Here is a 21,493-nt window from a genome sequence, read left to right as displayed (position 1 = left end):
GCCCCGACGTGAGCAAACTCACGCCGGGGCCGGAAGGTTTCACTCGCGACGGTGGCTCAGGCCTCCAGCGCGCGGTCGAGGCGCGCGAGGGTCCGCTCCTTGCCGAGCAGCTCGATCGACTCGAACAGCGGCGGCGAGATCCGGCGACCGGACACGGCGACGCGCACCGGCCCGAAGGCGTGCCGCGGCTTCAGCCCCATCTCGTCGACCAGGGCGGACCGCAGGGCGGCCTCGATCGACGCGGTGTCGAACGTCTCGAGCTCGGCGAGCGCACCGCGCGCAGCACGGACGACCGCGAGCCCGTCCTCGGTCAGCACCTTCGCGGCGTCGTCGGGGTCGACCGCGAACGCCGACTCCGGAACGAACAGGAAGGCGAGCATCTCCACGGCCTCGCTCAGCACCGTGATGCGCTCGTTGACCAGCGGCGTCGCCGCGGCGAGCAGCGCCAGGTCCCCCTCGGACGGCTCGGCCTCGACGAGACCCGCCTCGGCGAGGTACGGGACGAGCCGCGACGCGAGCTCCTCGACCGGGAGGTCGCGGATGTGCTGCGCGTTGATCGCCTCGCACTTCTTGGGGTCGAACTGCGCGGGATTCGGGTTGACCCGCGCGATGTCGAACGCCTCGGCCATCTCCTCCAGCGAGAAGATCTCGCGGTCGCCGCCGATCGACCAGCCGAGCAGCGCGAGGTAGTTGAGCAGGCCCTCGGGCAGGAAGCCGCGGTCGCGGTAGTCGGCGAGGCCGCCGCCGGGATCGCGCTTGGACAGCTTGCGGTTGCCCGGCCCCATCACGAACGGGAGGTGGCCGTAGTCCGGGACGACGCCCTCGCCGAGACCGAGCGCGACGAGCGCCCGGTGCAGCGGGATCTGGCGCGGCGTGGAGCTCAGGAGGTCCTCGCCGCGCAGGACGTGGGTGATGCCCATCATCGCGTCGTCGACGGGGTTGGTCAGCGTGTAGAGCGGCTGGCCGTTGGCGCGGACGATCACGTAGTCGGACACGTGCTCGGGCTCGAACGTGACCTCGCCGCGCACCAGGTCGGTGAAGGTGATCGCCTCGTCGGGCATGCGGAAGCGGATGACGGGCTTGCGACCCTCCGCCTCGTACGCCGCGCGCTGCTCCGCGGTGAGGTCGCGGTGCAGGCCGTCGTACCCGCTCGAGCGCCCCTCGGCGCGCGCGGCCTCACGGCGCTCCTCGAGCTCCTCGGGCGTGTCGTAGGCGTAGTACGCGTAGCCGGCGTCGACGAGCTTCTCGGCGACCTGGGTGTAGAGGTCCATCCGCTCGGACTGCCGGTACGGCCCGAAGCCGCCGCCGACCTCCGGACCCTCGTCCCAGTCCAGCCCGAGCCAGCGCAGCGCGTCGAGCAGGCCCTGGTAGGACTCCTCGGAGTCGCGTGCGGCGTCGGTGTCCTCGACGCGGAAGACGAACGTGCCGCCGTTGTGGCGCGCGTACGCCCAGTTGAACAGTGCCGTCCTGACGTTGCCGACGTGCAGGTTGCCCGTCGGCGACGGACAGAAGCGCACGCGGACAGCGGGACTGGACTCAGTCACGGGATACCACCTTGTTGGTCAGCGTTCCGATGCCCTCGACGGTGATGCTGACCTCGTCACCAGGGTTCATGGGACCGACGCCCTCAGGGGTGCCGGTGAGGATGACGTCGCCCGGGAGCAGCGTCATGAAGCTGGACACGTACGCGATGAGCTCGGGGATCTTGTTGAGCATGTCCGACGTCCGGCCGTCCTGGACGACCTCGCCGTTGAGCGTGGTCGTCACCCGCAGGTCGGTCACGTCGAGGTCGGTCTCGATCCACGGCCCGAGCGGGCAGAAGCCGTCGGCGCCCTTGGCCCGGCTCCACTGCCCGTCGGTCTTCTGGCGGTCGCGCGCCGTCACGTCGTTGGCGACGGTGTAGCCGTGGATCACCTTGGCGGCGTCCTCGGCGGGCACGTCCTTGCAGATGCGGCCGATCACCACGGCGAGCTCGCCCTCGTAGCTCAGCAGCTCGGTGAAGTCCGGGTAGAGGACCGGGTCGCCGGGACCGGTCACGCTCGTGTTGGGCTTGAGGAAGACGAGCGGCTCCTCGGGCACCTCGTTGCCGAGCTCGGCGGCGTGGGCCGCGTAGTTGCGGCCGATGCCCACCACCTTGCTCCGCGGGAGCACCGGGGCGAGCAGCCGGACGTCGTCGAGGGGGATCCGCTCCCCCGTCAGCTGGATGCCCGCGTAGAGCGGGTCGCCGGTGATCACGGCGATCACCGGCACGCCGTCGGCCTCGCCGACGACACCGAACCGGGGGTCCTCGTCGGTCGTGAATCTCGCGATACGCACGGGGTTCAGCCTATCCGCGGCGGGATACGGTGTGGTTCTCGCCCACAGCCCCAGGACCGGTCTCCATGAAGCTCGTCACCACCCCTGCGCTCCCGTCCCTCACGCCCGTCGCGGCCGGTGAGGACACGGAGTCCGCCGTACCGCTGCGCATCGGCGTCGTCCAGCACCGCTGGCGCGAGGACCCCGAGGAGCTCACGACCTCCCTCGACGACGCGATCGGGCAGGCCGCCGACGCCGGCGCACGGGTCGTCTTCCTGCCCGAGCTCACGCTCAGCCGTTACCCGGCCGACGTCCGGGCCGGCGAGGAGCCGGACGCGCTCGCGGAGGACCTCGAGGACGGCCCGACGTACGCGTTCGCCGCCCGCGCCGCCGCAGCCCACGGGGTCCACGTCCACGCGTCGTTGTACCGCCGCGCCCGCGACGCCTCGTCGCCGGACGACCGCCGCGGCCTCAACACCGCGATCCTCGTGTCCCCCGCCGGGGACCTCGTCGCACTCACCGACAAGCTCCACATCCCGGTCACCACCGGCTACTACGAGGACACCTGGTTCCGACCCGGCGCGGCCACCGACCCATACCCCGTCCACCGGGTCGGCGGGCTCGACGACCTCCGGGTCGGGATGCCGACCTGCTGGGACGAGTGGTTCCCCGAGGTGGCCCGCGCGTACGCCCTCGGCGGCGCGGAGCTCGTCGTCTACCCGACCGCGATCGGCTCGGAGCCGGACTACCCCGACTTCGACACCCAGCCGCTGCTGCGGACCGTGGTGACCGCGCACGGGATCACGGCGGGCACCTTCATGGTCGTCCCGAACCGCACCGGCGACGAGGGCACGGTGCGCTTCTACGGGAGCTCGTTCGTCTCCGACCCGTACGGCCGGGTGCTCGTGGAGGCGCCCCGCGACGAGGAGGCGGTGCTCGTCACCGACGTGGCGCGCGAGCAGCGGCGCGACTGGCTGACGCTCTTCCCGTTCCTGCGCACGCGGCGCCCGGACACCTACGACGTGCTGACGCGCCCGGTCGACGCCGAGCACCCGTTCGGCGGCGGGCGGTGAGCGGCGCGCTGCGGATGCCGGCCGAGACCGCTCCCCAGGACCGCGTCTGGATGGCGTTCCCGACCTCCGGCTACTCGCTCGGCGACACCGCGGAGGAGGCCGAGGAGGCGCGGGCGACCTGGAGCGCCGTGGCGCACGCCGTGGCCGACTTCGCCCCGGTGACGATGATCGTGGACCCCGACGACGTGCGCGACGCACGGCGCTGGCTGTCGGTGGCGGTCGAGATCGTCGAGGCGCCGCTGGACGACGCGTGGATGCGCGACATCGGACCCACGTTCGTCCACCGCGAGGACGGCACGGTCGCGGCCGTGGACTGGGTCTTCAACGGGTGGGGCCAGCAGGAGTGGGCGCACTGGGACCACGACGCGCGGATCGCGGCCGAGGTGGCGCGCGAGGCCGGGGTGCCGCGGATCGGCTCCCTCATGGTCAACGAGGGCGGCGGCTTCCACGTCGACGGGCTCGGGACGGTGCTGGTGACCGAGACGGTGCAGCGCGACCCGCAGCGCAACGCGGGCTGGTCGAGGGCGGACGTGGAGGCCGAGCTGGCGCGGACGATCGGCGCGGAGCACGCGGTCTGGCTGCCCCGGGGCCTGACGCGCGACAGCGAGCGCTACGGCACGCGCGGTCACGTCGACATCGTGGCGACCTTCCCGTCGCCGGGCCGGGTGCTCGTGCACGACCAGCGTGACGCCTCCCACCCGGACCACGCCGTGTCCGACGAGATCCGTACGACGCTGGCCGAGGCCGTCGACGTCCGCGGCGAGTCGCTCGAGCTGGTCCCGCTCCCTGCTCCGAGCACGCTGCGCGACGACGAAGGCTGGGTCGACTGGTCGTACGTGAACCACCTCGTCGTCAACGGCGGCGTCGTCGCGTGCGCGTTCGACGACCCCCACGACGCCGAGGCGGCGGCGGTGCTGCGCGAGGCGTACCCGGGTCGCGACGTCGTCGGCGTGGACGCGCGCCCGCTCTTCGCGCGCGGCGGGGGCATCCACTGCATCACGCAGCAGCAGCCGTCGGCAATGACCGCCGGATGACCGGTCAGGCCTCGCTCAGGTCCCCGTCGACGTAGAGCCACCGGCCGGCGCGGCGCTCGAAGCGGCTCCGCTCGTGCATCACCCCACGGCCGGCCGCGGTGCGGTAGTGCGCCCGGAACTCGACCTCGTCCCCGCTGGCGTCCACGATCTCGAGCCGCTCCCACGTGATCCCGGTGTCGGCCGCGAGGTCGTCCGGACGCGTACGAGGGTGCCAGGTGCGGAAGATGTGGTCGACGTCGCCGACGGCGTACGCCGCATAGCGCGACCGCATCAGCTCCTCGGGCGTCTCCGCCTGCGCCTCCTGGCGGTGCAGACGGCCGCAGCAGCCGTCGTACGACCTGCCCGTCCCGCAGGGGCACGGCCGTGCGAACGCGCTCATGCCGACCCGTAGCGGCGGTTGCGGCGCGCGTACTCCTCGATCGCCTTCCACAAGGCCCGCCGGTCCACGTCGGGCCACGCGATGTCGGAGAACACCATCTCCGCGTACGCCGACTGCCACAGGAGGAAGTTGCTCGTCCGCTGCTCGCCCGACGTGCGCCAGAAGAGGTCGACGTCAGGCATGTCGGGCTCGTCGAGGTAGCGCGCGAGCAGGTCCTCGTCGACCTTGCCCGGCCTGACCCGGCCCGCTGCGACGTCGCGGGCCAGCGCGGCCGCGGCGTCGGCGATCTCGGCGCGCCCGCCGTAGTTGACGCACATCGTCAGCGTGAGCACGTCGTTGTCCTTGGTGAGCTCCTCGGCGATCTCGAGCTCCTTGATCACGCTGCGCCACAGGCGGGGTCGCCGGCCCGCCCAGCGCACTCGCACACCCAGCGCGTGCATCTCGTCGCGGCGGCGTCGGATCACGTCGCGGTTGAAGCCCATGAGGAAGCGCACCTCCTCGGGCGAGCGCTTCCAGTTCTCGGTCGAGAACGCGTAGGCCGAGATCCACTTCACGCCGATCTCGATGCCGCCCTCGACGACGTCGAAGAGCGACGACTCCCCCGCCTCGTGCCCGGCCGTACGAGGCAGCCCCCGCTGCTTGGCCCAGCGGCCGTTGCCGTCCATCACGATCGCGACGTGGCGCGGGACCTGGTCGGGCGGGAGCGACGGCGGCGTGGCGCCCGAAGGGTGCGGAGTCGGGCGGCGTACGGGGTGGGTCACGTGACTCATTGTGTCCGGTCAGCGGTCGACGTAGTCCAGCGACCGCAGGCCTCGCTCGAGGTGCCACTGCAGGTACGCGGCGACGAGCCCGCTCGCCTCCCGCCGGGCCCGGTCCCCCGACGCCTCCGCCTGCGGCCACGAGCCGCTGAGGAGGAAGCCGAGCAGGGCGACCGTGTCCGGGGCCGGGTTGGCGGAGCCTGGGAGCCGGCAGTCGCTGCAGAGCATGCCGCCCGCGCCGGGGTTGAACGCCCGGTGCGGCCCGGCAACGCCGCAGCGCGCGCACGCGTCGAAGCTCGGCGCGTAGCCGGCGATCGCGAGCGAGCGCAGCAGGAACGAGTCGAGGATCAGTCCGCTCGGGTGCCGCCGGTCGGCCAGCGCGCGGAGGGCGCCGACGAGCAGCAGGTACTGCTGGGCCGCCGGATGGCCGTCCTCGCCGACGAGCCGGTCCGCGGACTCGAGCATCGAGGTGCCGCAGGTGTAGGCGCCGTAGTCGTTGCCGAGGCGACCGGCGTACGCGTCCAGGGTCTCGACCTGGGTGATGACGTCGAGGGTGCGGCCCTCCGCGAGCTGCAGGTCGACGTGCATGAACGGCTCGACCCGCGACCCGAAGCGTGAGCTCGTACGGCGCACGCCCTTCGCGACCGCCCGGACGCGCCCGTGGTGGCGCGTCAGGAGCGTGACGATGCGGTCCGCCTCGCCCAGCTTCTGGGTCCGGAGGACGACGGCCTCGTCGCGGTAGAGCGCCACGGGCACCATTCTGCCGTGCCGCTCGTCGTACCGGTGAGGGCCGCGCCGTCCGCACCAAGGGTTGATACCCATACCCCCTACCGGTATGTTGCCAGGCATGGACACCTACACCGCTCGTCGCCGCGCCGCCGCCCTGATCTCCGTCGTCGCCTTCGGGCTCGGCGTCTCCGCCTGCGGGACCGACGACCCGGGGAGCAGCGGCGAGCACGGCGGCCACGGCTCCGCCCAGTCCGACGGGTCCGACGACGCCACGGAGGCGGCAGACCACAACGACGCCGACGTCACGTTCGCCCAGCAGATGATCCCGCACCACCGTCAGGCCGTGGAGATGGCCGGGCTCGCCCCGTCGCGCGCCGGCAGCGAGGTCACCGACCTCGCGGCGCGCATCAGCGCTGCCCAGGACCCCGAGATCGCCACCATGACGAGCTGGCTCGAGGAGTGGGGCGAGGAGGTCCCGGCGGAGGACTCCGGCCACGCCGACCACGGCGGGACGGAGGGCATGATGTCGGCCGAGGACATGACCGCGCTCGCAGGCCTGTCGGGCGACGCGTTCGACGAGGCGTTCCTCACGATGATGATCGAGCACCACGAGGGCGCGATCACGATGGCCGAGGGCGTCCTCGGGGACGGCAAGAGCGCCGACGTGGCCGATCTCGCCCAGCAGATCTCCGACGCCCAGCGTGCCGAGGTCGACGAGATGCAGGACATGCTCGACTGAGCGGAGCCGAGCCGCCAGGCCGACCTACGCTGGGGAACGTGACCCCTCAGCTCCCCTTCCCCGTCGACGACCTCGTGGTCGTCGACGGGGCGCTCGCCACCGAGCTCGAGCGCCACGGCGCCGACATCACGACCGCGCTGTGGTCGGCCGCCCTGCTGCGTGACGACCCGGATCTGATCGCGCGGGTGCACCGCGACTACCTGGACGCCGGCGCCGACGTGATCATCACCGCCAGCTACCAGGCCACCGTCGAGGGCTTCGGAAGGCTCGGCATCCCCGCCTCGGAGGCGGAGCGGCTGATCGTCTCGTCGGTCACGCTGGCTCGCGACGTGCGCGACACCTTCGTCGCGGAGCACCCCGGACGCCGCCCGCTCGTCGCTGCGTCGGTCGGCCCGTACGGCGCGGCGCTGGCCGACGGGTCGGAGTACCGCGGCGACTACGGCCTCGACGTCACCGCCCTGCGCGCCTTCCACGGGGACAGGCTCGCCCTGCTCGTCGACGCCGGGCCCGATCTGCTCGCGTGCGAGACCGTCCCCTCCGCGGTCGAGGCGCAGGCGCTCGCGGAGCTTCTCGACGACGTCGACCTGCCCGGCTGGATCACCTTCACCGGTCGCGACGACCGCCACATCAGCGACGGCACGCCCGTCGCCGAGGTCGCCCGGAGGGTCGCGGACCACCGGGTGGCCGCGATCGGCATCAACTGCACCGCGCTCGAGCACATCGCTCCGCTGGTCGAGGACGTCGCCGCCGTCACCGACCTGCCGATCGTCGTCTACCCGAACTCCGGCGAGGTCTGGGACGCCGAGCACCGCCGCTGGACCGGGGCCTCGGCCCGCGGCTCGTGGGCGACATGGGTACGGCGCTGGCGCGACGCGGGCGCGGTCCTGGTCGGCGGGTGCTGCCGGACGACGCCGGACGACGTCGCGGAGATCGCTGCTCTGCGGGTGTGAGCGCGCGCCGCGCCGCGGTGCCCGTCTGACCACGGCACCGGGGACGTGTTACCGCTGGCGGAACGCTGTTACGCTCTCGCGACAGCCCGGCGGCGCGACCGCCAGGCCCGAGCGAGGAGCAGCATGAGCGACACCCCGTCCGAGCCCGGCGACACGGCCCCGTCGGAGAGCACCCGGATCACCCGCCGCGAGTGGCTGGCGATGCTGACGCTGTCGGTCGGCGTCTCCCTCGTCGTGATGGACATGACGATCGTCAACGTCGCCGTGCCCGTCATCATCGAGGACCTGGGGCTCACCGCCGCCGGCGCGCAGTGGATGAACGCGGTCTACCTGCTGATGCTCGCGTCGGTCCTCCTCGCGGCCGGCCGCTTCGGCGACCAGTACGGCCGCCGGCGGCTGTACGCCATCGGGCTCGTGCTGTTCATGGTCTCGAGCCTCGGCGCTGGTGCGGCGCAGAACCAGGAGACCCTGATCGCCGCGCGGTTCTTCCAGGGCCTCGGCGCCGCGATGATCGTCCCCAGCACCCTGTCGACCCTCAACGCGACCTTCCAGGGTCGGGCCCGCGGGATCGCGTTCGCGATCTGGGGCTCGACGATCGGCGGGATGGTCGCGGTCGGGCCGCTGATCGGTGGCTGGCTCGCCACCGAGTCCACCTGGCGGTGGGCGTTCTGGATCAACGTCCCGTTCGGCCTGCTCGCGCTGCTCGGCATCGCCAAGGTCCTCGACGAGTCGCGCGACACGGCGATGCAGCGCGGCACCGACCTTCCCGGTTTGGCGCTGTCGACGCTCGGGCTCGGCGGGATCGTCTTCGGCCTGATCGAGGGCCAGTACTACGGCTGGTGGCGACAGGAGTCCGGTGCACTCTCCCCTGTGCCGGTGGCGCTGGGGGTCGGCGTCGTCCTGGTGGTCGCGTTCGTCGTCGTCGAGCGCCGCCGGACGAGGGCCGGGCGCGTCACGCTGGTCGATCTCGGGCTGCTGCGCTTCCGCTCGCTGCGCTACGGCTCGATCGCCGCGCTGATCGTGGCCCTCGGCGAGATCGGTCTCATCTTCACGCTGCCGCTGCTGCTGCAGGGCGCCCTCGGCTACACCGCGCTCGAGACCGGGTTCCTGGTGCTCTGGCTCGCTGTCGGCACCTTCCTCGTCTCCGGCGCGACTCCCCCGCTGGTGGCCCGTCTCGGGCAGCGCACCGTGATCCGCGTCGGCCTGCTCCTCGAGGTGGTGGCGATCGCCGGGATGGCGCTCCTCATCAGCACCACGGTGAGCGGGACGACGATCGCCGTGCTGCTGTTCGTGTACGGCGCCGGTGTCGGCCTGGCGACCGCGCAGCTGACCAGCGTGATCCTGGCCGACATCCCGGTCGGGTCGAGCGGACAGGCCTCGGGCCTGCTGACGACCGTCCGCCAGCTCGGGTCCGCGCTGGGCATCGCCGTCCTCGGAGGTCTCCTCATCTCGGCGCTGGAGTCCAGGACCGCTGAGGGGCTCAACGCCGCGGACCTCACCTCGCCGCAGCAGGACGCGATCGTCGCGCTGGTGCACGACACGGCTGGCGCCGCGATCCCCGACCTGGCGAGCGACCCTGCGACCGCGCCCGCTGCCCAGGTGGCCGCGGACGCCCTCGTCTCCGCCAGCAGGATCACGACCGGGGTCGCCGCCGTGATCCTCGTCGGGGGGCTCGCCGCCACGCTCGCCCTGCCTGCGCTTCCCGCGGATCGCGCGGGAGGACGGCAGGGCGTCGACGCAGGTCGTGCGTCAGGACGGAGCCGCCGCCCCGCGCGCTCGTAGGCGCGGGACGGCACGGCCCAGCGTGGCGTCGTACCGGTGGGGCCTCGGGCGTCAGGCGCGCGCGGCTGCGGCGCGGTTGGCGGCCGAGACGACCGCCTTCAGCGAGGCGGTCACGATGCTCGGGTCGACACCGACGCCCCACACGATCTGGTCGCCGATCTCGCACTCCACGTACGCCGCGGCCGCCGCGTCGCCGCCGGAGGACAGCGCGTGCTCGGCGTAGTCGAGCACCCGGATGTCGCCGTTGACCGACGCGATCGCGTCGACGAACGCCGCGACCGGGCCGTTGCCCTCGCCCTTGATCGACTGGACGGTGTCGCCGACGCGGACGTCCACGACGAGCTCGTCCAGGCCGTCCTGGATCGTCGACGACCGGAACGCCTCCAGGGCGTACGGCGCGGACCGCTGGAGGTACTCGGCGGAGAACGCCTCCCAGATCTGCTCGACCGACATCTCGCCGGCCTCGCCCTCGGTCATCGACTGGACGACCCGGCTGAACTCGATCTGGAGCCGACGGGGCAGGTCCATCTTGTGCTCGGACTTCATGATGTACGCGACGCCGCCCTTGCCGGACTGGCTGTTGACGCGGATCACGGCCTCGTACGAGCGTCCGACGTCGTGCGGGTCGATCGGCAGGTACGGCGCCTCCCAGGGCATCTCCGACACGTCGATCCCGCGCTCGGCGGCCTGGCGGTCGAGATCCTCCAGACCCTTCTTGATCGCGTCCTGGTGCGAGCCCGAGAAGGCGGTGTAGACCAGGTCACCGGCGTACGGGTGGCGCGGGTGGACCGGCAGTCCGGTGCAGTACTCGACGGTCCGGCGTACCTCGTCGATGTCGGAGAAGTCGACCTGCGGGTCGATGCCCTGGCTGAAGAGGTTCATCCCCAGCGTCACCAGATCGACGTTGCCGGTGCGCTCGCCGTGGCCGAACAGGCAGCCCTCGACGCGGTCGGCGCCGGCCATCATCGCCAGCTCCGTCGCGGCCACGGCGGTGCCGCGGTCGTTGTGCGGGTGCAGCGAGATCGCGACGTTCTCGCGGCGCGAGATGTGGCGGCCGAAGTACTCGATCTGGTCGGCGTAGGTGTTGGGCGTCGCCATCTCGACGGTGGCGGGCAGGTTGAGGATGATCTCGCGACCGTCCTCCGGCTGCCACACGTCCATCACCGCCTCGCAGACCTCGATCGAGAAGTCGAGCTCGGCGCCGGTGAAGATCTCCGGCGAGTACTGGTAGCCGAAGTCGGTGCCCTGCAGGTACTCCTCGGCGTACTTCATCACCAGCTCGGTGCCGCGGACGGCGATCGCACGGCACTCGTTCCGGTCGACGCCGAAGACCACGCGACGGAACAGCGGTGCCACGGCGTTGTAGAGGTGGATGTTGGCGTTCTTCGCGCCGGCCAACGACTGCGCCGTGCGCTCGATCAGGTCCTCGCGGGCCTGCGTCAGGACGGAGATCGTGACGTCGTCCGGGATCAGGTCGTCCTCGATCAGGTGGCGGACGAACGCGAAGTCGGTCTCGCTCGCGCTCGGGAAGCCGACCTCGATCTCCTTGTAGCCCATCCGGACGAGCATGTCGAACATGCGCCGCTTGCGGGCCGGGGTCATCGGGTCGATCAGCGCCTGGTTGCCGTCGCGGAGATCGGTGGAGAGCCAGCGCGGTGCCTCGGTGATCGTCTTCGACGGCCAGGTGCGGTCAGGCAGGTCGATGGGAGCGAACGCGGGATAGCGCTGGAAGGGCATTCCGCTGGGCTGCTGAGGGGAGATGGCCATGGTGGGTTCCTCGTTCGGTGCGGTGGGGCTCGTCTTCGGGAGATGCCGCGGAGCGGCGACGGCCGGCCATGACGAACGCCGCGACGAGGGGGTCCGACCTAGAGCGAACCCTCGCCGCGGCACCGAAGGAGGAGGCGCGCGATGTACATGGCTGCGGCCAGCATAACCCACGGCGGCGCTAGTCTCGCCAGGTGGCCACTCTCCTGCTCGTGCACCACGCCCCCACCGCGACGGTCCAGGCGCTCGCCGCCGCGGTCGCCGCCGGCGCGCGTGACCCCGAGATCACGGGCGTCGAGGTCGTGGTCCGACCCGCGCTCGAGGCGACGGCGTCCGAGGTGCTCTCGGCCGACGGGTACGTCCTCGGGACCCCGGCCAACTTCGGCTACATGTCGGGCGCTCTGAAGCACTTCTTCGACAGCATCTTCCTCGAGGCCGGCGGGGCGCTGAGCGACGACGGCTCGGCGGCCGGGTCCACCCCCGGCGGCCCCGTACGACGCACCAAGCCGTACGGCCTGTGGGTGCACGGCCGCTACGACACGACCGGCGCCGTCCGCGCCGTCCAGTCGATCGTCGGCGCGCTGCCGTGGTCGCAGTCCGCCGCCGTGCTCGAGGTGCTCGGGGACGTCGGCGAGGCCGAGGAGGAGCGGGCGTACGAGCTCGGGGCGACGATCGCGGCCCTGCTGTCGGCCTGATGCCGAGACGTGCCGCTCCTCCTAGGGTGGAGGCGTGGCAGCTCGGAACCACGTCCTCACCCGTGCCGTCGTCGCGCTGGTCGCAGCGTCGACGCTGACGCTGTCCGCATGCTCCGGCGACGACAGCTCCGGCGAGCCCGAGGCGACCGCGACGGGCGAGTCGTCGCCCAGCGCGTCCGCGACGCCGACGGTGGCACCCGAGCCGGCCCTCGGCGCGTGCTACCGGCTCACGGTGGCGCAGCTCACGGAGGCTCACCCCGAGGCGGCGCCGGTCCCGTGCACCCAGCCGCACACCACGCAGACCTACCTCATGACGACGCTCTCCGGCATCGCCGAGCCGATCGACGCGACCGCCGTGGCCGCGACAGCGCAGCGGCAGTGCCGAGGTGCGCTGCGTGCGTACCTCCGGGCCACGCCCGCACGGCTCGCCCTCTCGCGCGCCACGTCGGCGTGGTTCGTGCCGACCGACGACGACCTCGAGGCCGGCGCACGGTGGCTGCGGTGCGACGTCGCCGTCAGCCGGACCGACACCACGCTGATGAACCTGCCGGAGAACGCTGCCGGGCTGCTGCGCCGGGACGCGGCGCTCGACCGGTACGGCCGGTGCGCGAGCACCGACCAGGCCGGGATCGCCGCCGGCCGGGGAGGCCGGGTGTGCGCGCTCCCCCACACCTGGCGCGCCGTGTCCGCGCGTCGCCTGGGCGCCGCCGGCGACCCGTACCCGGGAGCCTCAGTGCGCGGGGCCGTCCTCGACCGCTGCGAGGACGCGGCTCGGGCGTACACCGACAACAGCACGGGCGACATCGACGTCGGGTGGCTGCCGCCGAGCCGGGCGGAGTGGGCGGCCGGTGACCGGTTCGGGCTCTGCTGGACCCGCACGCGCGAGTGAGCCGCGTCACGACGGAGCCGACGGTTCGGTCCGCACCTCCCCGTACACTGGCTGCCGTCGTGCCGCCGACCCCCCGGAAGGACGTACTGTGACGGCCGCTCGCCGCCTCCGCATCCGCGACCTCGCCATCGCCACGTTCGGCGCGGGGGCTCTCGTCCTCGTCTCCGCCTGCGCGTCCGCGACGGACCTGGCCAAGGACGCAGACCCGACGACCCCCACGGCCTCGTCCGAGCCGCCGGTGCGGACGCTGCCCCCGACCGAGGGCACGCCGACCCCGAGCGCGGCACCGACGACGCCGACCGTCACCCTCCCCAAGGCCGGTGAGTGCCGCAAGCCGGGCGCCGTCGACGCCGCACTGCGCGTCAGCGACGACGACACGGCGCCGGTCGCGTGCGCGGGCGCCACCTCGGTCACCTACCTCGTCCGCACGATGCCGGCGACCGTCCAGGCCGCCGTCACGGCGTACGACACCACCCGCATCCTCAGCTCGGCCCGAGCGATCTGCGAGAAGGGCGCCATCGCCTACCTCGGGTCGGACGCGTCGACCTACAAGCGCTCGCAGTTCGGGTTCGTCGTGGGAGTGCCGAGCGCCGCGCAGACCGCGGCCGGCGCCCGGTGGATGCGGTGCGACCTCGTCCTGCCGGCGACGGCGGCACGCCTCGCCACCATCCCGGCGAAGTCCAAGGGAGCGCTGAAGGGCGCCGCGTCAGCGCGCTACATGCAGTGCGTCCGCGGTGACATCCGGCTCGCGACCGGCACGGTGCCGTGCACGACCAAGCACCAGTGGCGCGGTGTCGCCAGCGTCAAGCTCGGCGCCGCGAAGGCGAAGTACGCCGGCGCCAAGAAGGTCCAGGCGACGATGCGCGACCGCTGCCCTGCCCCGGTGCGGCGCTACCTCGACACCACCGGCTCGTTCGACTACGGCTACATCTCGCCCAGCCGGACGGCCTGGCAGCGCGGCGAGCGCTACGGCGTCTGCTTCGCGAAGACCCGCAAGTAGGTCACCGGGTCACTCCCTGGCCTCACCGGGTCAGAAGCCGAGGCGGCGGAGCTGCTTGGGGTCGCGCTGCCAGTCCTTCGCGACCTTGACCCGCAGGTCGAGGAACACCGGCGTGCCGAGGATCCGCTCGATCTGGCCGCGTGAGTCCGACCCGATCTGACGGAGCCGTGAGCCGCCCTTGCCGATCACGATGCCCTTCTGGCTGTCGCGCTCGACGAAGATCGTGGCGCGGACGTCGACCAGGGGCTTGTCCTCGGGGCGGTCCTCGCGCGGCACCATCTCCTCGATGACGACCGCGATCGAGTGCGGCAGCTCGTCGCGCACTCCCTCCAGCGACGCCTCGCGGATCACCTCGGCGACGAGCGTCTCCTCCGGCTCGTCGGTCAGCTGGCCGTCGGGATAGAGCGGCACGCCCTCGGGCAGCTCGCCGATCAGCAGGTCGCGCAGGTGCTCGACCTGGTAGCCGGACTTGGCCGACACCGGGACCACGTGCTTCCACTCCACCCCGAGCTCGTCACCGGTCGCCGCGATGTCGGCGAGGTGCTCGACGAGCCGGTCGGGAGCGACCTTGTCCGTCTTGGTCGCGAGCGCGAGCATCGGGGTCCGACGGATCTTGGCCAGCTCGCCCATCAGGTAGCGGTCGCCGGGGCCGATCTTCTGGTCGGCGGGCAGGCACACCCCGACCACGTCGACCTCCGCCCAGGTGCTGCGGACGAGGTCGTTGAGGCGCTCGCCCAGCAGCGTACGGGGGCGGTGAAGTCCAGGCGTGTCGACGAGGATCAGCTGCGCGTCCGGCGTGTGGACCAGCCCACGGATCACGTGGCGGGTCGTCTGCGGGCGCGACGACGTGATCGCGACCTTGTCACCGACGAGCGCGTTGGTGAGGGTCGACTTGCCGGCGTTGGGCCGGCCGACGAAGCAGGCGAAGCCGGACCGGAAGCCGCTCACGACTCGACCCGTCGCTGCGGCGCCCCGTGTGCGTCGGCGACGAACACCGGCACACCCTCACCGGCGAGGTCGCGTACGGCGGCGAGGTCCTCGTCGCGGACCGCCTCCGCGTCGGTGCTCACCGCCGCGGCCTCGAGCCCGGTCGCTCCCGACGACACGGCCATCGCGACGGCCAGGCTCAGCGCCGACAGCTGCAGCGACGGCAGGTCCACGGTCGCCGCAGCGTACGTCCGACCGTCGCGGTCGCGGACCGACGCACCCTCCGCAGCCCGGGTGCGTGCGCGGGAGGCGCGCGCGAGGGTCAGGATCTTGCGGTCCTCGGGGTCGTCGACGCTGAGCGGTGCGGATGCCATGCGGTCCAGGGTATCGGCGCGCACTCAGCCGGACGCGCTCGCGCCGACCGACTCCTCGGAGTCGCCGCCGGCGAGCTCGCGGCTCACCACGACCGTGCCGACGCGGTTGCGGCGCCCGCGCGGCGCCTCGGCCACGAACCGCAGCCCGTCGAGCGACACCTCGCTGCCCGCGATCGGGACCTTGCCGAGGTGCTTCGCCATCAGGCCACCGACCGAGTCGACGTCGTCGTCCTCGATCGGCACCCCGAAGAGCTCCTGGAGGTCGTCGACGTCGAAGCGGGCACTGATGCGTACGGAGCCGTTCGACAGGTGCTCGACGTCCTCCGGTGGCGCGTCGTACTCGTCGGTGATCTCGCCGACGATCTCCTCGAGGATGTCCTCGATCGTCACCATGCCCGCCGTACCGCCGTACTCGTCCACGACGATCGCGACGTGGGTGCGCTGAGCCTGCATCTCACGCAGGAGCTCGGCGGCGGGCTTGGAGTCGGGGACGTAGAGGCACGTCCGCATGACGGACTCGACCCGCTCCGTGGTCTCGGCGTCGCGGTTGTCGAACACGCGCTTGGTGATGTCCTTGAGGTACGCCATGCCGACGACGTCGTCGAGACTCTCGCCCGTCACCGGGATGCGCGAGAACCCGCTGCGCAGCGCGAGCGACATCGCCTGCCGCAGCGTCTTGGTGCGCTCGATGAAGACGACATCGGTCCGGGGCACCATCACCTCGCGCACGACGGTGTCGCCGAGCTCGAAGACCGAGTGGATCATCTGCCGCTCGCCGGACTCGATGAGCGCGCTCTGCTCGGCGAGGTCGACCAGCTCGCGGAGCTCGGCCTCCGACGAGAACGGGCCCTCACGGAAGCCCTTGCCGGGCGTGAGCGCGTTGCCGATCATGATGAGCACCCGTGGCACCGGGCCGAGGATGCGCGTGATCGCGACCAGCAGGGCCGCGGACACCAGCGCGACCCGCTCGGAGTTCTGGCGGCCGAGCGTGCGGGGTCCGACGCCGATCGCGACGAAGGAGACCACCGACATCACGAGCGTGGCGAGCAGGACCTGCTCCCACTGGCCGTCGAAGGCGTGCACGAACACCACCGCGACCATGACCACCGCGCCGGTCTCGGCGAGGATCCGCAGGAACAGCGCGGTGTTGATGTACGGGGCGGGGTCGCGGACGATCGCCGCGACCTTCGTGGCGCCGGAGCGGCCCTCCGCCACCAGCTCGTCGGCGCGGGCCTTGGAGAAGGTCGAGAGCGCGGCGTCGATGCTCGCGAGGAGCCCCGCGAGGACGACCAGCACGACCGCCGCGACGGTGAGCCACACGTCGGTGGTCATGACGACGCAGCCCCCGGCGTACGACCGCCGTCACGCCAGCGCCGCAGCAGCTCGTCCTGCAGCGAGAACATCTCCTCGTGCTCCTCCGGCTCCGCGTGGTCGTAGCCGAGGAGGTGCAGGATGCCGTGGACCGTCAGCAGCTCGAGGTGGTCGCCGAGCACCAGGCCCTCGGACTCGGCGTCCTTCTGGGCGACCTCGGGACACAGGACCATGTCGCCGAGGTAGCCCTCCTCCGCCTCCAGATCGTCGGTCCCCGGGCGCAGCTCGTCCATCGGGAAGGACAGGACGTCGGTCGGGCCCTTCTTGTCCATCCACTTCTCGTTGTACTCGGTCATCGTGCCGGGGTCGACGACGATCATCGTCAGCTCCGTGGCCGGCGCCAGGCGCATCTGCTCCATCACGAACCGGGACAGCCGGGTGAGGCCCTCGACGTCGACGGGCTCGCCGTCGGGGTCGCGATAGCTCGACTCGTCAAGAACGTCGACGTTCACGACCCTCGCCCTCGTACTCGTCGTAGGCGGCGACGATGCGGCCGACGAGCTTGTGCCGGACCACGTCGGCCGACGTCAGCATCGGGAACGCGATGTCCTTCACACCGTCCAGGATCTCCCGGACGACGCGAAGACCGCTGCGCTGCCCGTTGGGGAGGTCGATCTGGGTGATGTCGCCGGTGACGACCATCTTGGAGCCGAACCCCAGACGCGTGAGGAACATCTTCATCTGCTCCGGCGAGGTGTTCTGGGCCTCGTCGAGGATGATGAACGCGTCGTTGAGGGTGCGACCGCGCATGTAGGCCAGAGGAGCGACCTCGATCGTCCCGGCCGCGAGCAGCTTGGGGATCGTCTCGGGGTCGAGCATGTCGTGCAGCGCGTCGTACAACGGCCGCAGGTAGGGGTCGATCTTCTCGCTCAGCGTGCCGGGCAGGAAGCCGAGGTTCTCCCCTGCCTCCACGGCCGGACGCGTGAGGATGATCCGGTTGACCTCCTTGGCCTGCAGGGCCTGCACGGCCTTGGCCATGGCGAGGTAGGTCTTGCCGGTGCCGGCGGGGCCGATCCCGAAGACGATGGTCTGCCGGTCGATCGCGTCGACGTAGCGCTTCTGGTTGAGCGTCTTGGGACGGATCGTCCGGCCGCGGTTGGAGAGGATGTTGAGGCTCAGCACGTCGGCCGGGCGCTCCTCGGTCTCCGTCCGCAGGATCGCGATGCTCCGCTCGATGGTCTCCGTGGTCAGACCCTGGCCGGTTCGGATCATCGTCACGAGCTCCTCGAGGAGCCGCTCGACCATGGCCGACTCGGCTGCCGTGGCGCGGATCGAGACCTGGTTGCCGCGGACGTGGATGTCGGCGTCGAAGCTGGACTCGATCAGGCGCAGGAACTCGTCGGCGGGGCCGAGCAGCGCCACCATCGGGATGCTCGCCGGGATCGTGACGGTGTGCTGCAGGGGTTCAGGCGTAGTCATCGGCGCCCCCTCGGGGGCAGTTCTCCTTCGCGTCGATCGGACTCGTCCATCGTAGGCGGCACCGGCGGTCCCGTGCGACCACGAATCCACAGCCCCTGTCGTGCACGGCGCCCGCGATCAGCGGAACGCGTCGCGGATCCGGCCGAACATCCCGCGGTGCGGCGCCGCGAACTCGGCCTCGACCCGCTCCTCGCCCCGCTCGACGGCGAGCTCGTTGAGCAGCTCGCGCTGGCGGTCGTCGAGCTTGGTCGGGGTCTCGACCACGACCCTGACCTTGAGGTCGCCGCGGCCGACGCCCCGCAGGTGCGGGACCCCGCGACCGCGGATCGTCACCGTCTCGCCGGACTGCGTCCCGGGCACGATGTCGAAGCCGATGGTGGCGTCGGCGCCCTCGACGCCGGTGTCGGCCTCGAGGGTCGGCAGGTCGATCTGGGTCCCGAGCGCGGCGGCGGTCATCGGGACACGGACGTCGCAGTAGAGGTCGTCGTCGGAGCGGGTGTAGACGTCGTGCGGCTCCACCTCGACCTCGACGTACAGGTCGGCGGCGGGGCCTCCGCCGGGGCCGACCTCGCCCTCTCCGGTCAGTTGGATGCGCGTGCCGGTGTCGACACCGGCGGGCACCTTGATCGTGAGCGTACGACGGGCGCGGACGCGGCCGTCGCCGGCGCACTCCTCGCACGGGTTGGCGATCACCGTGCCGTAGCCCTGGCAGGTCGGGCACGGCCGCGCCGTCCGGATGTCGCCGAGGAACGACCGCTGGACGTGCTGCACCTCGCCGCGGCCACGGCAGGTCTGGCAGGTGATCGGGTCGGCGCCGTCCGCGGAGCCGTTGCCGTGGCACGTGCCGCAGACGACCGCCGTGTCGACCTTGAGCTCGCGCGTGGTCCCGAACGCGGCCTCCGCCAGCGGCACGCTGATGCGGATGAGGGCGTCGTTGCCGCGACGCGTACGACCGCGCGGGCCGCGCTGGGTCTGCTGGCCGAAGAACGCGTCCATGATGTCGCTGAACGAGAAGCCGGCACCGAAGCCGCCCGCTCCACCGCCGCCGAGCGGGTCGCCGCCACGGTCGTAGAAGGAGCGCTTCTCCGGGTCGGAGAGCACCTCGTACGCGACCGTCACGGTCTTGAACCGCTCCTGCGCCTCCGGGTCGGGGTTCACGTCCGGGTGCAGGCTTCGCGCCAGCTTGCGGTACGCCTTCTTGATCTCCTCCGGAGTCGCGTCGCGGCTCACACCGAGGGTCTCGTAGTAGTCCTGGCTCATGCGTCCTTGTCTGTCTCTCAGTCGCTGAGGGTCTGGCCGACGTAGCGGGCGACGGCTCGCACCGCCGCCATCGTGCCGGGGTAGTCCATCCGGGTGGGGCCGACGACGCCGAGGGTGGCGAGGGGCTCCGCATCGGTTCCGTACGCGGTGGCGACCAGGGAGGTCGCCGAGAGCTCCTCGTACGGGACCTCCGCGCCGATGCGCACGGTGAGCATGCTCGGCGAGGTCGCCTCGCCGAGGAGCTTGAGCAGCACCACGTGCTCCTCGAGCGCCTCGAGCACCGGCTTGATCGACGTGTCGAAGTCGGCGCCGAACCTTGCGAGGTTGGCGGCACCGCCCACGGCGACGCGCTCGTCGGCCCGCTCGTCGGAGAACGCGCGGGTCAACGTCGCGACGACCGCCGTGACGATCGGCCGCTCCTCCGGCCGGAAGGTCGTGATGAGATCGGCGACCGTGGCCGAGGCGTCGGGCAGACGCTGGCCGACCGCGGCGGCGATCACCTTGCCCCGGAGCTCCGCGAGCAGGTGCTCGCCCGGCTCCTCCGGCAGCTCGAGGATGCGCTGGTCGACGCGCCCGGAGCTGGTGATGAGCACCATGAGGATGCGGCCGCGGTCCATCGGGACCAGCTCGATGTGACGCACGGTCGAGCGGGTGAGCGACGGGTACTGCACGAGGGCGACCTGGTGGGTCAGCTGCGAGAGGAGCCGCACGCTGCGCTGCACCACGTCGTCGACGTCGACCGCGCCGTCGAGGAACGACTCGATCGCCCGCCGCTCGGGGATGCTCAGCCGCCGCACGGACGCCAGCCGGTCGACGAAGAGGCGGTAGCCCTTGTCGGTCGGGATCCGGCCCGCGCTGGTGTGCGGCTGGGCGATGAACCCGTGCTCCTCGAGGATCGCCATGTCGTTGCGGACGGTCGCCGGCGAGACGCCGAGCTGGTGGCGGTCCACCAGCGCCCGCGACCCGACAGGCTCCTGGGTCGCGACGTAGTCCTCGACGATCGCACGCAGGACCGCGAGCTTGCGCTCGTCCAGCACGACCTCGGCCACGATCCCTCCTCGTCCTGCAGCTCTCCGGTGCAGCGTCCCTTGGCACTCCCGTGCCCTGAGTGCCAGTCTAGCGACCCGTCCCGACGGGGCAGGGAGCCACGAGGCGCTCGCGGCGTGTGGCTCCCCGACCAACCGGGTCCGCTCGGCTAGTTTGCTCCTCGTGGCTCACGACCGATACGGATCCGATGTCCTCGCCGGCGACTGGCGCGTCCCCAAGCGGGGACGGTCCACCGAGGTGGAGGCCGAGGTCGGCATGGTGCTCGAGGAGGTCACCACCGACTTCTGCGGTGCCGTGACCCGCACCGACCGCGACCTGGACACCGTCGAGCTCGAGGACCGGCGCGGCAAGCGACGCACCTTCCCGCTGGGCCCGGGCTTCCTGCTGGAGGGCAAGCCCGTGGTGCTCAAGGCGCCGGTGCGCCAGGCCGCTCCCGCGCGGGCGACGCACACCGCGTCCGGCTCCGTCGCGGTCCACGACGCGCAGGCGCGCGTGGCGCGGGCGAGCCGGATCTACGTCGAGGGGCGCCACGACGCCGAGCTGGTGGAGAAGGTGTGGGGCGACGACCTGCGGATCGAAGGGGTCGCCGTCGAGTACCTCGAGGGCGTCGACGACCTTCCGTCGGTGGTCGCGCAGTTCAAGCCGGGACCCGGCCGTGACCTCGGTGTCCTCGTCGATCACCTCGTCCCCGGGTCGAAGGAGTCGCGGATCGCGGCGTCGGTGCTGCGGGGGCCGTACAAGGAGCACGTGCTCGTCGTCGGCCACCCCTACGTCGACATCTGGCAGGGCGTGAAGCCGGAGCGGCTCGGGCTGGAGAAGTGGCCCACCATCCCGAGGACGATGTCGTGGAAGCACGGCATCTGCCAGGCGCTCGGGTGGCCGCACCGCAACCAGGCCGACATCGCGCACGCGTGGAAGCGCATCCTCGGGTCGGTCCGCTCGTACGCCGACCTCGAGCCGGCGCTGCTCGGACGGGTCGAGGAGCTGATCGACTTCGTCACGCGCTGA

General features: G+C 72.0%; 22 protein-coding genes. 9 read left to right on the top strand and 13 right to left on the bottom strand.

The genetic code is table 11. The annotated features are described in order from the left end of the window. Window positions 1-56: 56 nt before the first annotated feature. Both gltX and ACQSSQ_RS06985 read right to left on the bottom strand, forming a co-directional pair. Window positions 57-1,544, bottom strand: coding sequence for a glutamate--tRNA ligase (gene gltX, locus ACQSSQ_RS06990; RefSeq protein ID WP_431326312.1), 1,488 nt, complete (start codon window positions 1,542-1,544; stop codon window positions 57-59). Beyond that, entirely contained in the window at window positions 1,537-2,316 is a 780-nt protein-coding gene (locus ACQSSQ_RS06985; protein WP_431326311.1) for a fumarylacetoacetate hydrolase family protein, read from the bottom strand. Before ACQSSQ_RS06985 ends, gltX begins: the two co-directional genes overlap by 8 nt. A gap of 65 nt (window positions 2,317-2,381) precedes the next feature. Here ACQSSQ_RS06985 and ACQSSQ_RS06980 point away from each other — a divergent pair, with 65 nt between their 5' ends. Continuing rightward, window positions 2,382-3,368 carry a nitrilase-related carbon-nitrogen hydrolase gene (locus ACQSSQ_RS06980; protein ID WP_431326310.1) on the top strand — a complete coding sequence of 329 codons (987 nt, stop codon included), beginning with the start codon at window positions 2,382-2,384 and terminating at the stop codon, window positions 3,366-3,368. Then, the gene (locus ACQSSQ_RS06975; RefSeq protein WP_431326309.1) at window positions 3,365-4,402 is read left to right on the top strand and encodes an agmatine deiminase family protein; all 1,038 of its coding nucleotides are present in this window, start codon (window positions 3,365-3,367) and stop codon (window positions 4,400-4,402) included. The genes ACQSSQ_RS06980 and ACQSSQ_RS06975 overlap by 4 nt, the downstream gene beginning before the upstream one ends. A gap of 4 nt (window positions 4,403-4,406) precedes the next feature. On the opposite strand, the gene ACQSSQ_RS06970 is transcribed toward ACQSSQ_RS06975, so the two are convergent. The 3 genes from ACQSSQ_RS06970 to recO are packed head-to-tail and all read right to left on the bottom strand — an operon-like array spanning window position 4,407 to window position 6,289. Next, window positions 4,407-4,781 carry a YchJ family protein gene (locus ACQSSQ_RS06970; RefSeq protein WP_431326308.1) on the bottom strand — a complete coding sequence of 125 codons (375 nt, stop codon included), beginning with the start codon at window positions 4,779-4,781 and terminating at the stop codon, window positions 4,407-4,409. Then, window positions 4,778-5,542, bottom strand: coding sequence for an isoprenyl transferase (locus tag ACQSSQ_RS06965; protein WP_431326307.1), 765 nt, complete (start codon window positions 5,540-5,542; stop codon window positions 4,778-4,780). The genes ACQSSQ_RS06970 and ACQSSQ_RS06965 overlap by 4 nt, the downstream gene beginning before the upstream one ends. Window positions 5,543-5,560: 18 nt before the next feature. Next, on the bottom strand, window positions 5,561-6,289 hold the full coding sequence (gene recO / locus ACQSSQ_RS06960) for a DNA repair protein RecO (RefSeq protein WP_431326306.1): 729 nt from the start codon (window positions 6,287-6,289) through the stop codon (window positions 5,561-5,563). A 97-nt stretch (window positions 6,290-6,386) separates the two neighbouring features. Between recO and ACQSSQ_RS06955 the strand changes: the two genes are divergently transcribed. The 3 genes from ACQSSQ_RS06955 to ACQSSQ_RS06945 all read left to right on the top strand — a co-directional run bounded on the left by ACQSSQ_RS06955 (window position 6,387) and on the right by ACQSSQ_RS06945 (window position 9,739). Then, window positions 6,387-7,007, top strand: coding sequence for a DUF305 domain-containing protein (locus ACQSSQ_RS06955; RefSeq protein ID WP_431326305.1), 621 nt, complete (start codon window positions 6,387-6,389; stop codon window positions 7,005-7,007). A 38-nt stretch (window positions 7,008-7,045) separates the two neighbouring features. Beyond that, window positions 7,046-7,957, top strand: coding sequence for a homocysteine S-methyltransferase (gene mmuM / locus ACQSSQ_RS06950; RefSeq protein ID WP_431326304.1), 912 nt, complete (start codon window positions 7,046-7,048; stop codon window positions 7,955-7,957). Between the two features lie 123 nt (window positions 7,958-8,080). Next, complete coding sequence (locus ACQSSQ_RS06945; protein WP_431326303.1) at window positions 8,081-9,739, top strand: MFS transporter; 1,659 nt, start codon at window positions 8,081-8,083, stop codon at window positions 9,737-9,739. A gap of 51 nt (window positions 9,740-9,790) precedes the next feature. Here ACQSSQ_RS06945 and leuA read toward each other — a convergent pair whose 3' ends face one another. Beyond that, window positions 9,791-11,506: a 2-isopropylmalate synthase gene (leuA, locus tag ACQSSQ_RS06940; RefSeq protein WP_431326302.1), complete on the bottom strand. Its 1,716-nt coding sequence runs from the start codon at window positions 11,504-11,506 to the stop codon at window positions 9,791-9,793. A gap of 191 nt (window positions 11,507-11,697) precedes the next feature. Here leuA and ACQSSQ_RS06935 point away from each other — a divergent pair, with 191 nt between their 5' ends. The 3 genes from ACQSSQ_RS06935 to ACQSSQ_RS06925 all read left to right on the top strand — a co-directional run bounded on the left by ACQSSQ_RS06935 (window position 11,698) and on the right by ACQSSQ_RS06925 (window position 14,087). After that, window positions 11,698-12,198 carry a flavodoxin family protein gene (locus ACQSSQ_RS06935; RefSeq protein WP_431326301.1) on the top strand — a complete coding sequence of 167 codons (501 nt, stop codon included), beginning with the start codon at window positions 11,698-11,700 and terminating at the stop codon, window positions 12,196-12,198. 34 nt (window positions 12,199-12,232) lie between these two features. Next, a complete protein-coding gene (locus tag ACQSSQ_RS06930) occupies window positions 12,233-13,087 on the top strand; it encodes a septum formation family protein (RefSeq protein WP_431326300.1) in 855 nt (284 codons plus the stop codon). Between the two features lie 88 nt (window positions 13,088-13,175). Continuing rightward, the gene (locus ACQSSQ_RS06925; RefSeq protein ID WP_431326299.1) at window positions 13,176-14,087 is read left to right on the top strand and encodes a septum formation family protein; all 912 of its coding nucleotides are present in this window, start codon (window positions 13,176-13,178) and stop codon (window positions 14,085-14,087) included. 30 nt (window positions 14,088-14,117) lie between these two features. Here the strand turns inward: ACQSSQ_RS06925 and era are convergent, their stop codons facing one another. The 7 genes from era to hrcA all read right to left on the bottom strand — a co-directional run bounded on the left by era (window position 14,118) and on the right by hrcA (window position 20,475). Beyond that, window positions 14,118-15,035, bottom strand: a complete 918-nt coding sequence (gene era / locus ACQSSQ_RS06920; RefSeq protein ID WP_431326298.1) for a GTPase Era — start codon at window positions 15,033-15,035, stop codon at window positions 14,118-14,120. Then, the gene (locus tag ACQSSQ_RS06915) at window positions 15,032-15,388 is read right to left on the bottom strand and encodes a cytidine deaminase (RefSeq protein WP_431326297.1); all 357 of its coding nucleotides are present in this window, start codon (window positions 15,386-15,388) and stop codon (window positions 15,032-15,034) included. Before ACQSSQ_RS06915 ends, era begins: the two co-directional genes overlap by 4 nt. A 24-nt stretch (window positions 15,389-15,412) precedes the next feature. Next, on the bottom strand, window positions 15,413-16,720 hold the full coding sequence (locus ACQSSQ_RS06910) for a hemolysin family protein (protein WP_431326296.1): 1,308 nt from the start codon (window positions 16,718-16,720) through the stop codon (window positions 15,413-15,415). Then, window positions 16,717-17,211 carry an rRNA maturation RNase YbeY gene (gene ybeY / locus ACQSSQ_RS06905; RefSeq protein WP_431326295.1) on the bottom strand — a complete coding sequence of 165 codons (495 nt, stop codon included), beginning with the start codon at window positions 17,209-17,211 and terminating at the stop codon, window positions 16,717-16,719. The genes ACQSSQ_RS06910 and ybeY overlap by 4 nt, the downstream gene beginning before the upstream one ends. Then, window positions 17,192-18,178 carry a PhoH family protein gene (locus ACQSSQ_RS06900; RefSeq protein WP_431326294.1) on the bottom strand — a complete coding sequence of 329 codons (987 nt, stop codon included), beginning with the start codon at window positions 18,176-18,178 and terminating at the stop codon, window positions 17,192-17,194. The genes ybeY and ACQSSQ_RS06900 overlap by 20 nt, the downstream gene beginning before the upstream one ends. 117 nt (window positions 18,179-18,295) lie before the next feature. Then, complete coding sequence (dnaJ, locus tag ACQSSQ_RS06895) at window positions 18,296-19,438, bottom strand: molecular chaperone DnaJ (RefSeq protein WP_431326293.1); 1,143 nt, start codon at window positions 19,436-19,438, stop codon at window positions 18,296-18,298. A 17-nt stretch (window positions 19,439-19,455) separates the two neighbouring features. Next, the gene (gene hrcA, locus ACQSSQ_RS06890; RefSeq protein WP_431326784.1) at window positions 19,456-20,475 is read right to left on the bottom strand and encodes a heat-inducible transcriptional repressor HrcA; all 1,020 of its coding nucleotides are present in this window, start codon (window positions 20,473-20,475) and stop codon (window positions 19,456-19,458) included. Window positions 20,476-20,638: 163 nt separating this feature from the next. On the opposite strand from hrcA, the gene ACQSSQ_RS06885 reads away from it, so the two are divergent. Continuing rightward, the gene (locus ACQSSQ_RS06885) at window positions 20,639-21,493 is read left to right on the top strand and encodes a DUF3097 domain-containing protein (RefSeq protein ID WP_431326292.1); all 855 of its coding nucleotides are present in this window, start codon (window positions 20,639-20,641) and stop codon (window positions 21,491-21,493) included.

This window comes from Mumia spirodelae (assembly GCF_050632745.1).
Classification (GTDB): Bacteria; Actinomycetota; Actinomycetes; order Propionibacteriales; family Nocardioidaceae; genus Mumia.
Note: the sequence above shows the minus strand (reverse complement) of the source record. Positions and strands in the feature narration are given on the sequence as shown.

Excerpts from the sequence above, each read along its gene's own strand:
- ACQSSQ_RS06980 (WP_431326310.1), top strand. The coding sequence starts at position 2,382 with ATGAAGCTCGTCACCACCCCTGCGCTCCCGTCCCTCACGCCCGTCGCG.
- ACQSSQ_RS06970 (WP_431326308.1), bottom strand. The coding sequence starts at position 4,781 with ATGAGCGCGTTCGCACGGCCGTGCCCCTGCGGGACGGGCAGGTCGTAC.
- ACQSSQ_RS06955 (WP_431326305.1), top strand. The coding sequence starts at position 6,387 with ATGGACACCTACACCGCTCGTCGCCGCGCCGCCGCCCTGATCTCCGTC.
- ACQSSQ_RS06945 (WP_431326303.1), top strand. The coding sequence starts at position 8,081 with ATGAGCGACACCCCGTCCGAGCCCGGCGACACGGCCCCGTCGGAGAGC.
- leuA (WP_431326302.1), bottom strand. The coding sequence starts at position 11,506 with ATGGCCATCTCCCCTCAGCAGCCCAGCGGAATGCCCTTCCAGCGCTAT.
- ACQSSQ_RS06915 (WP_431326297.1), bottom strand. The coding sequence starts at position 15,388 with ATGGCATCCGCACCGCTCAGCGTCGACGACCCCGAGGACCGCAAGATC.
- ACQSSQ_RS06910 (WP_431326296.1), bottom strand. The coding sequence starts at position 16,720 with ATGACCACCGACGTGTGGCTCACCGTCGCGGCGGTCGTGCTGGTCGTC.
- ACQSSQ_RS06900 (WP_431326294.1), bottom strand. The coding sequence starts at position 18,178 with ATGACTACGCCTGAACCCCTGCAGCACACCGTCACGATCCCGGCGAGC.
- dnaJ (WP_431326293.1), bottom strand. The coding sequence starts at position 19,438 with ATGAGCCAGGACTACTACGAGACCCTCGGTGTGAGCCGCGACGCGACT.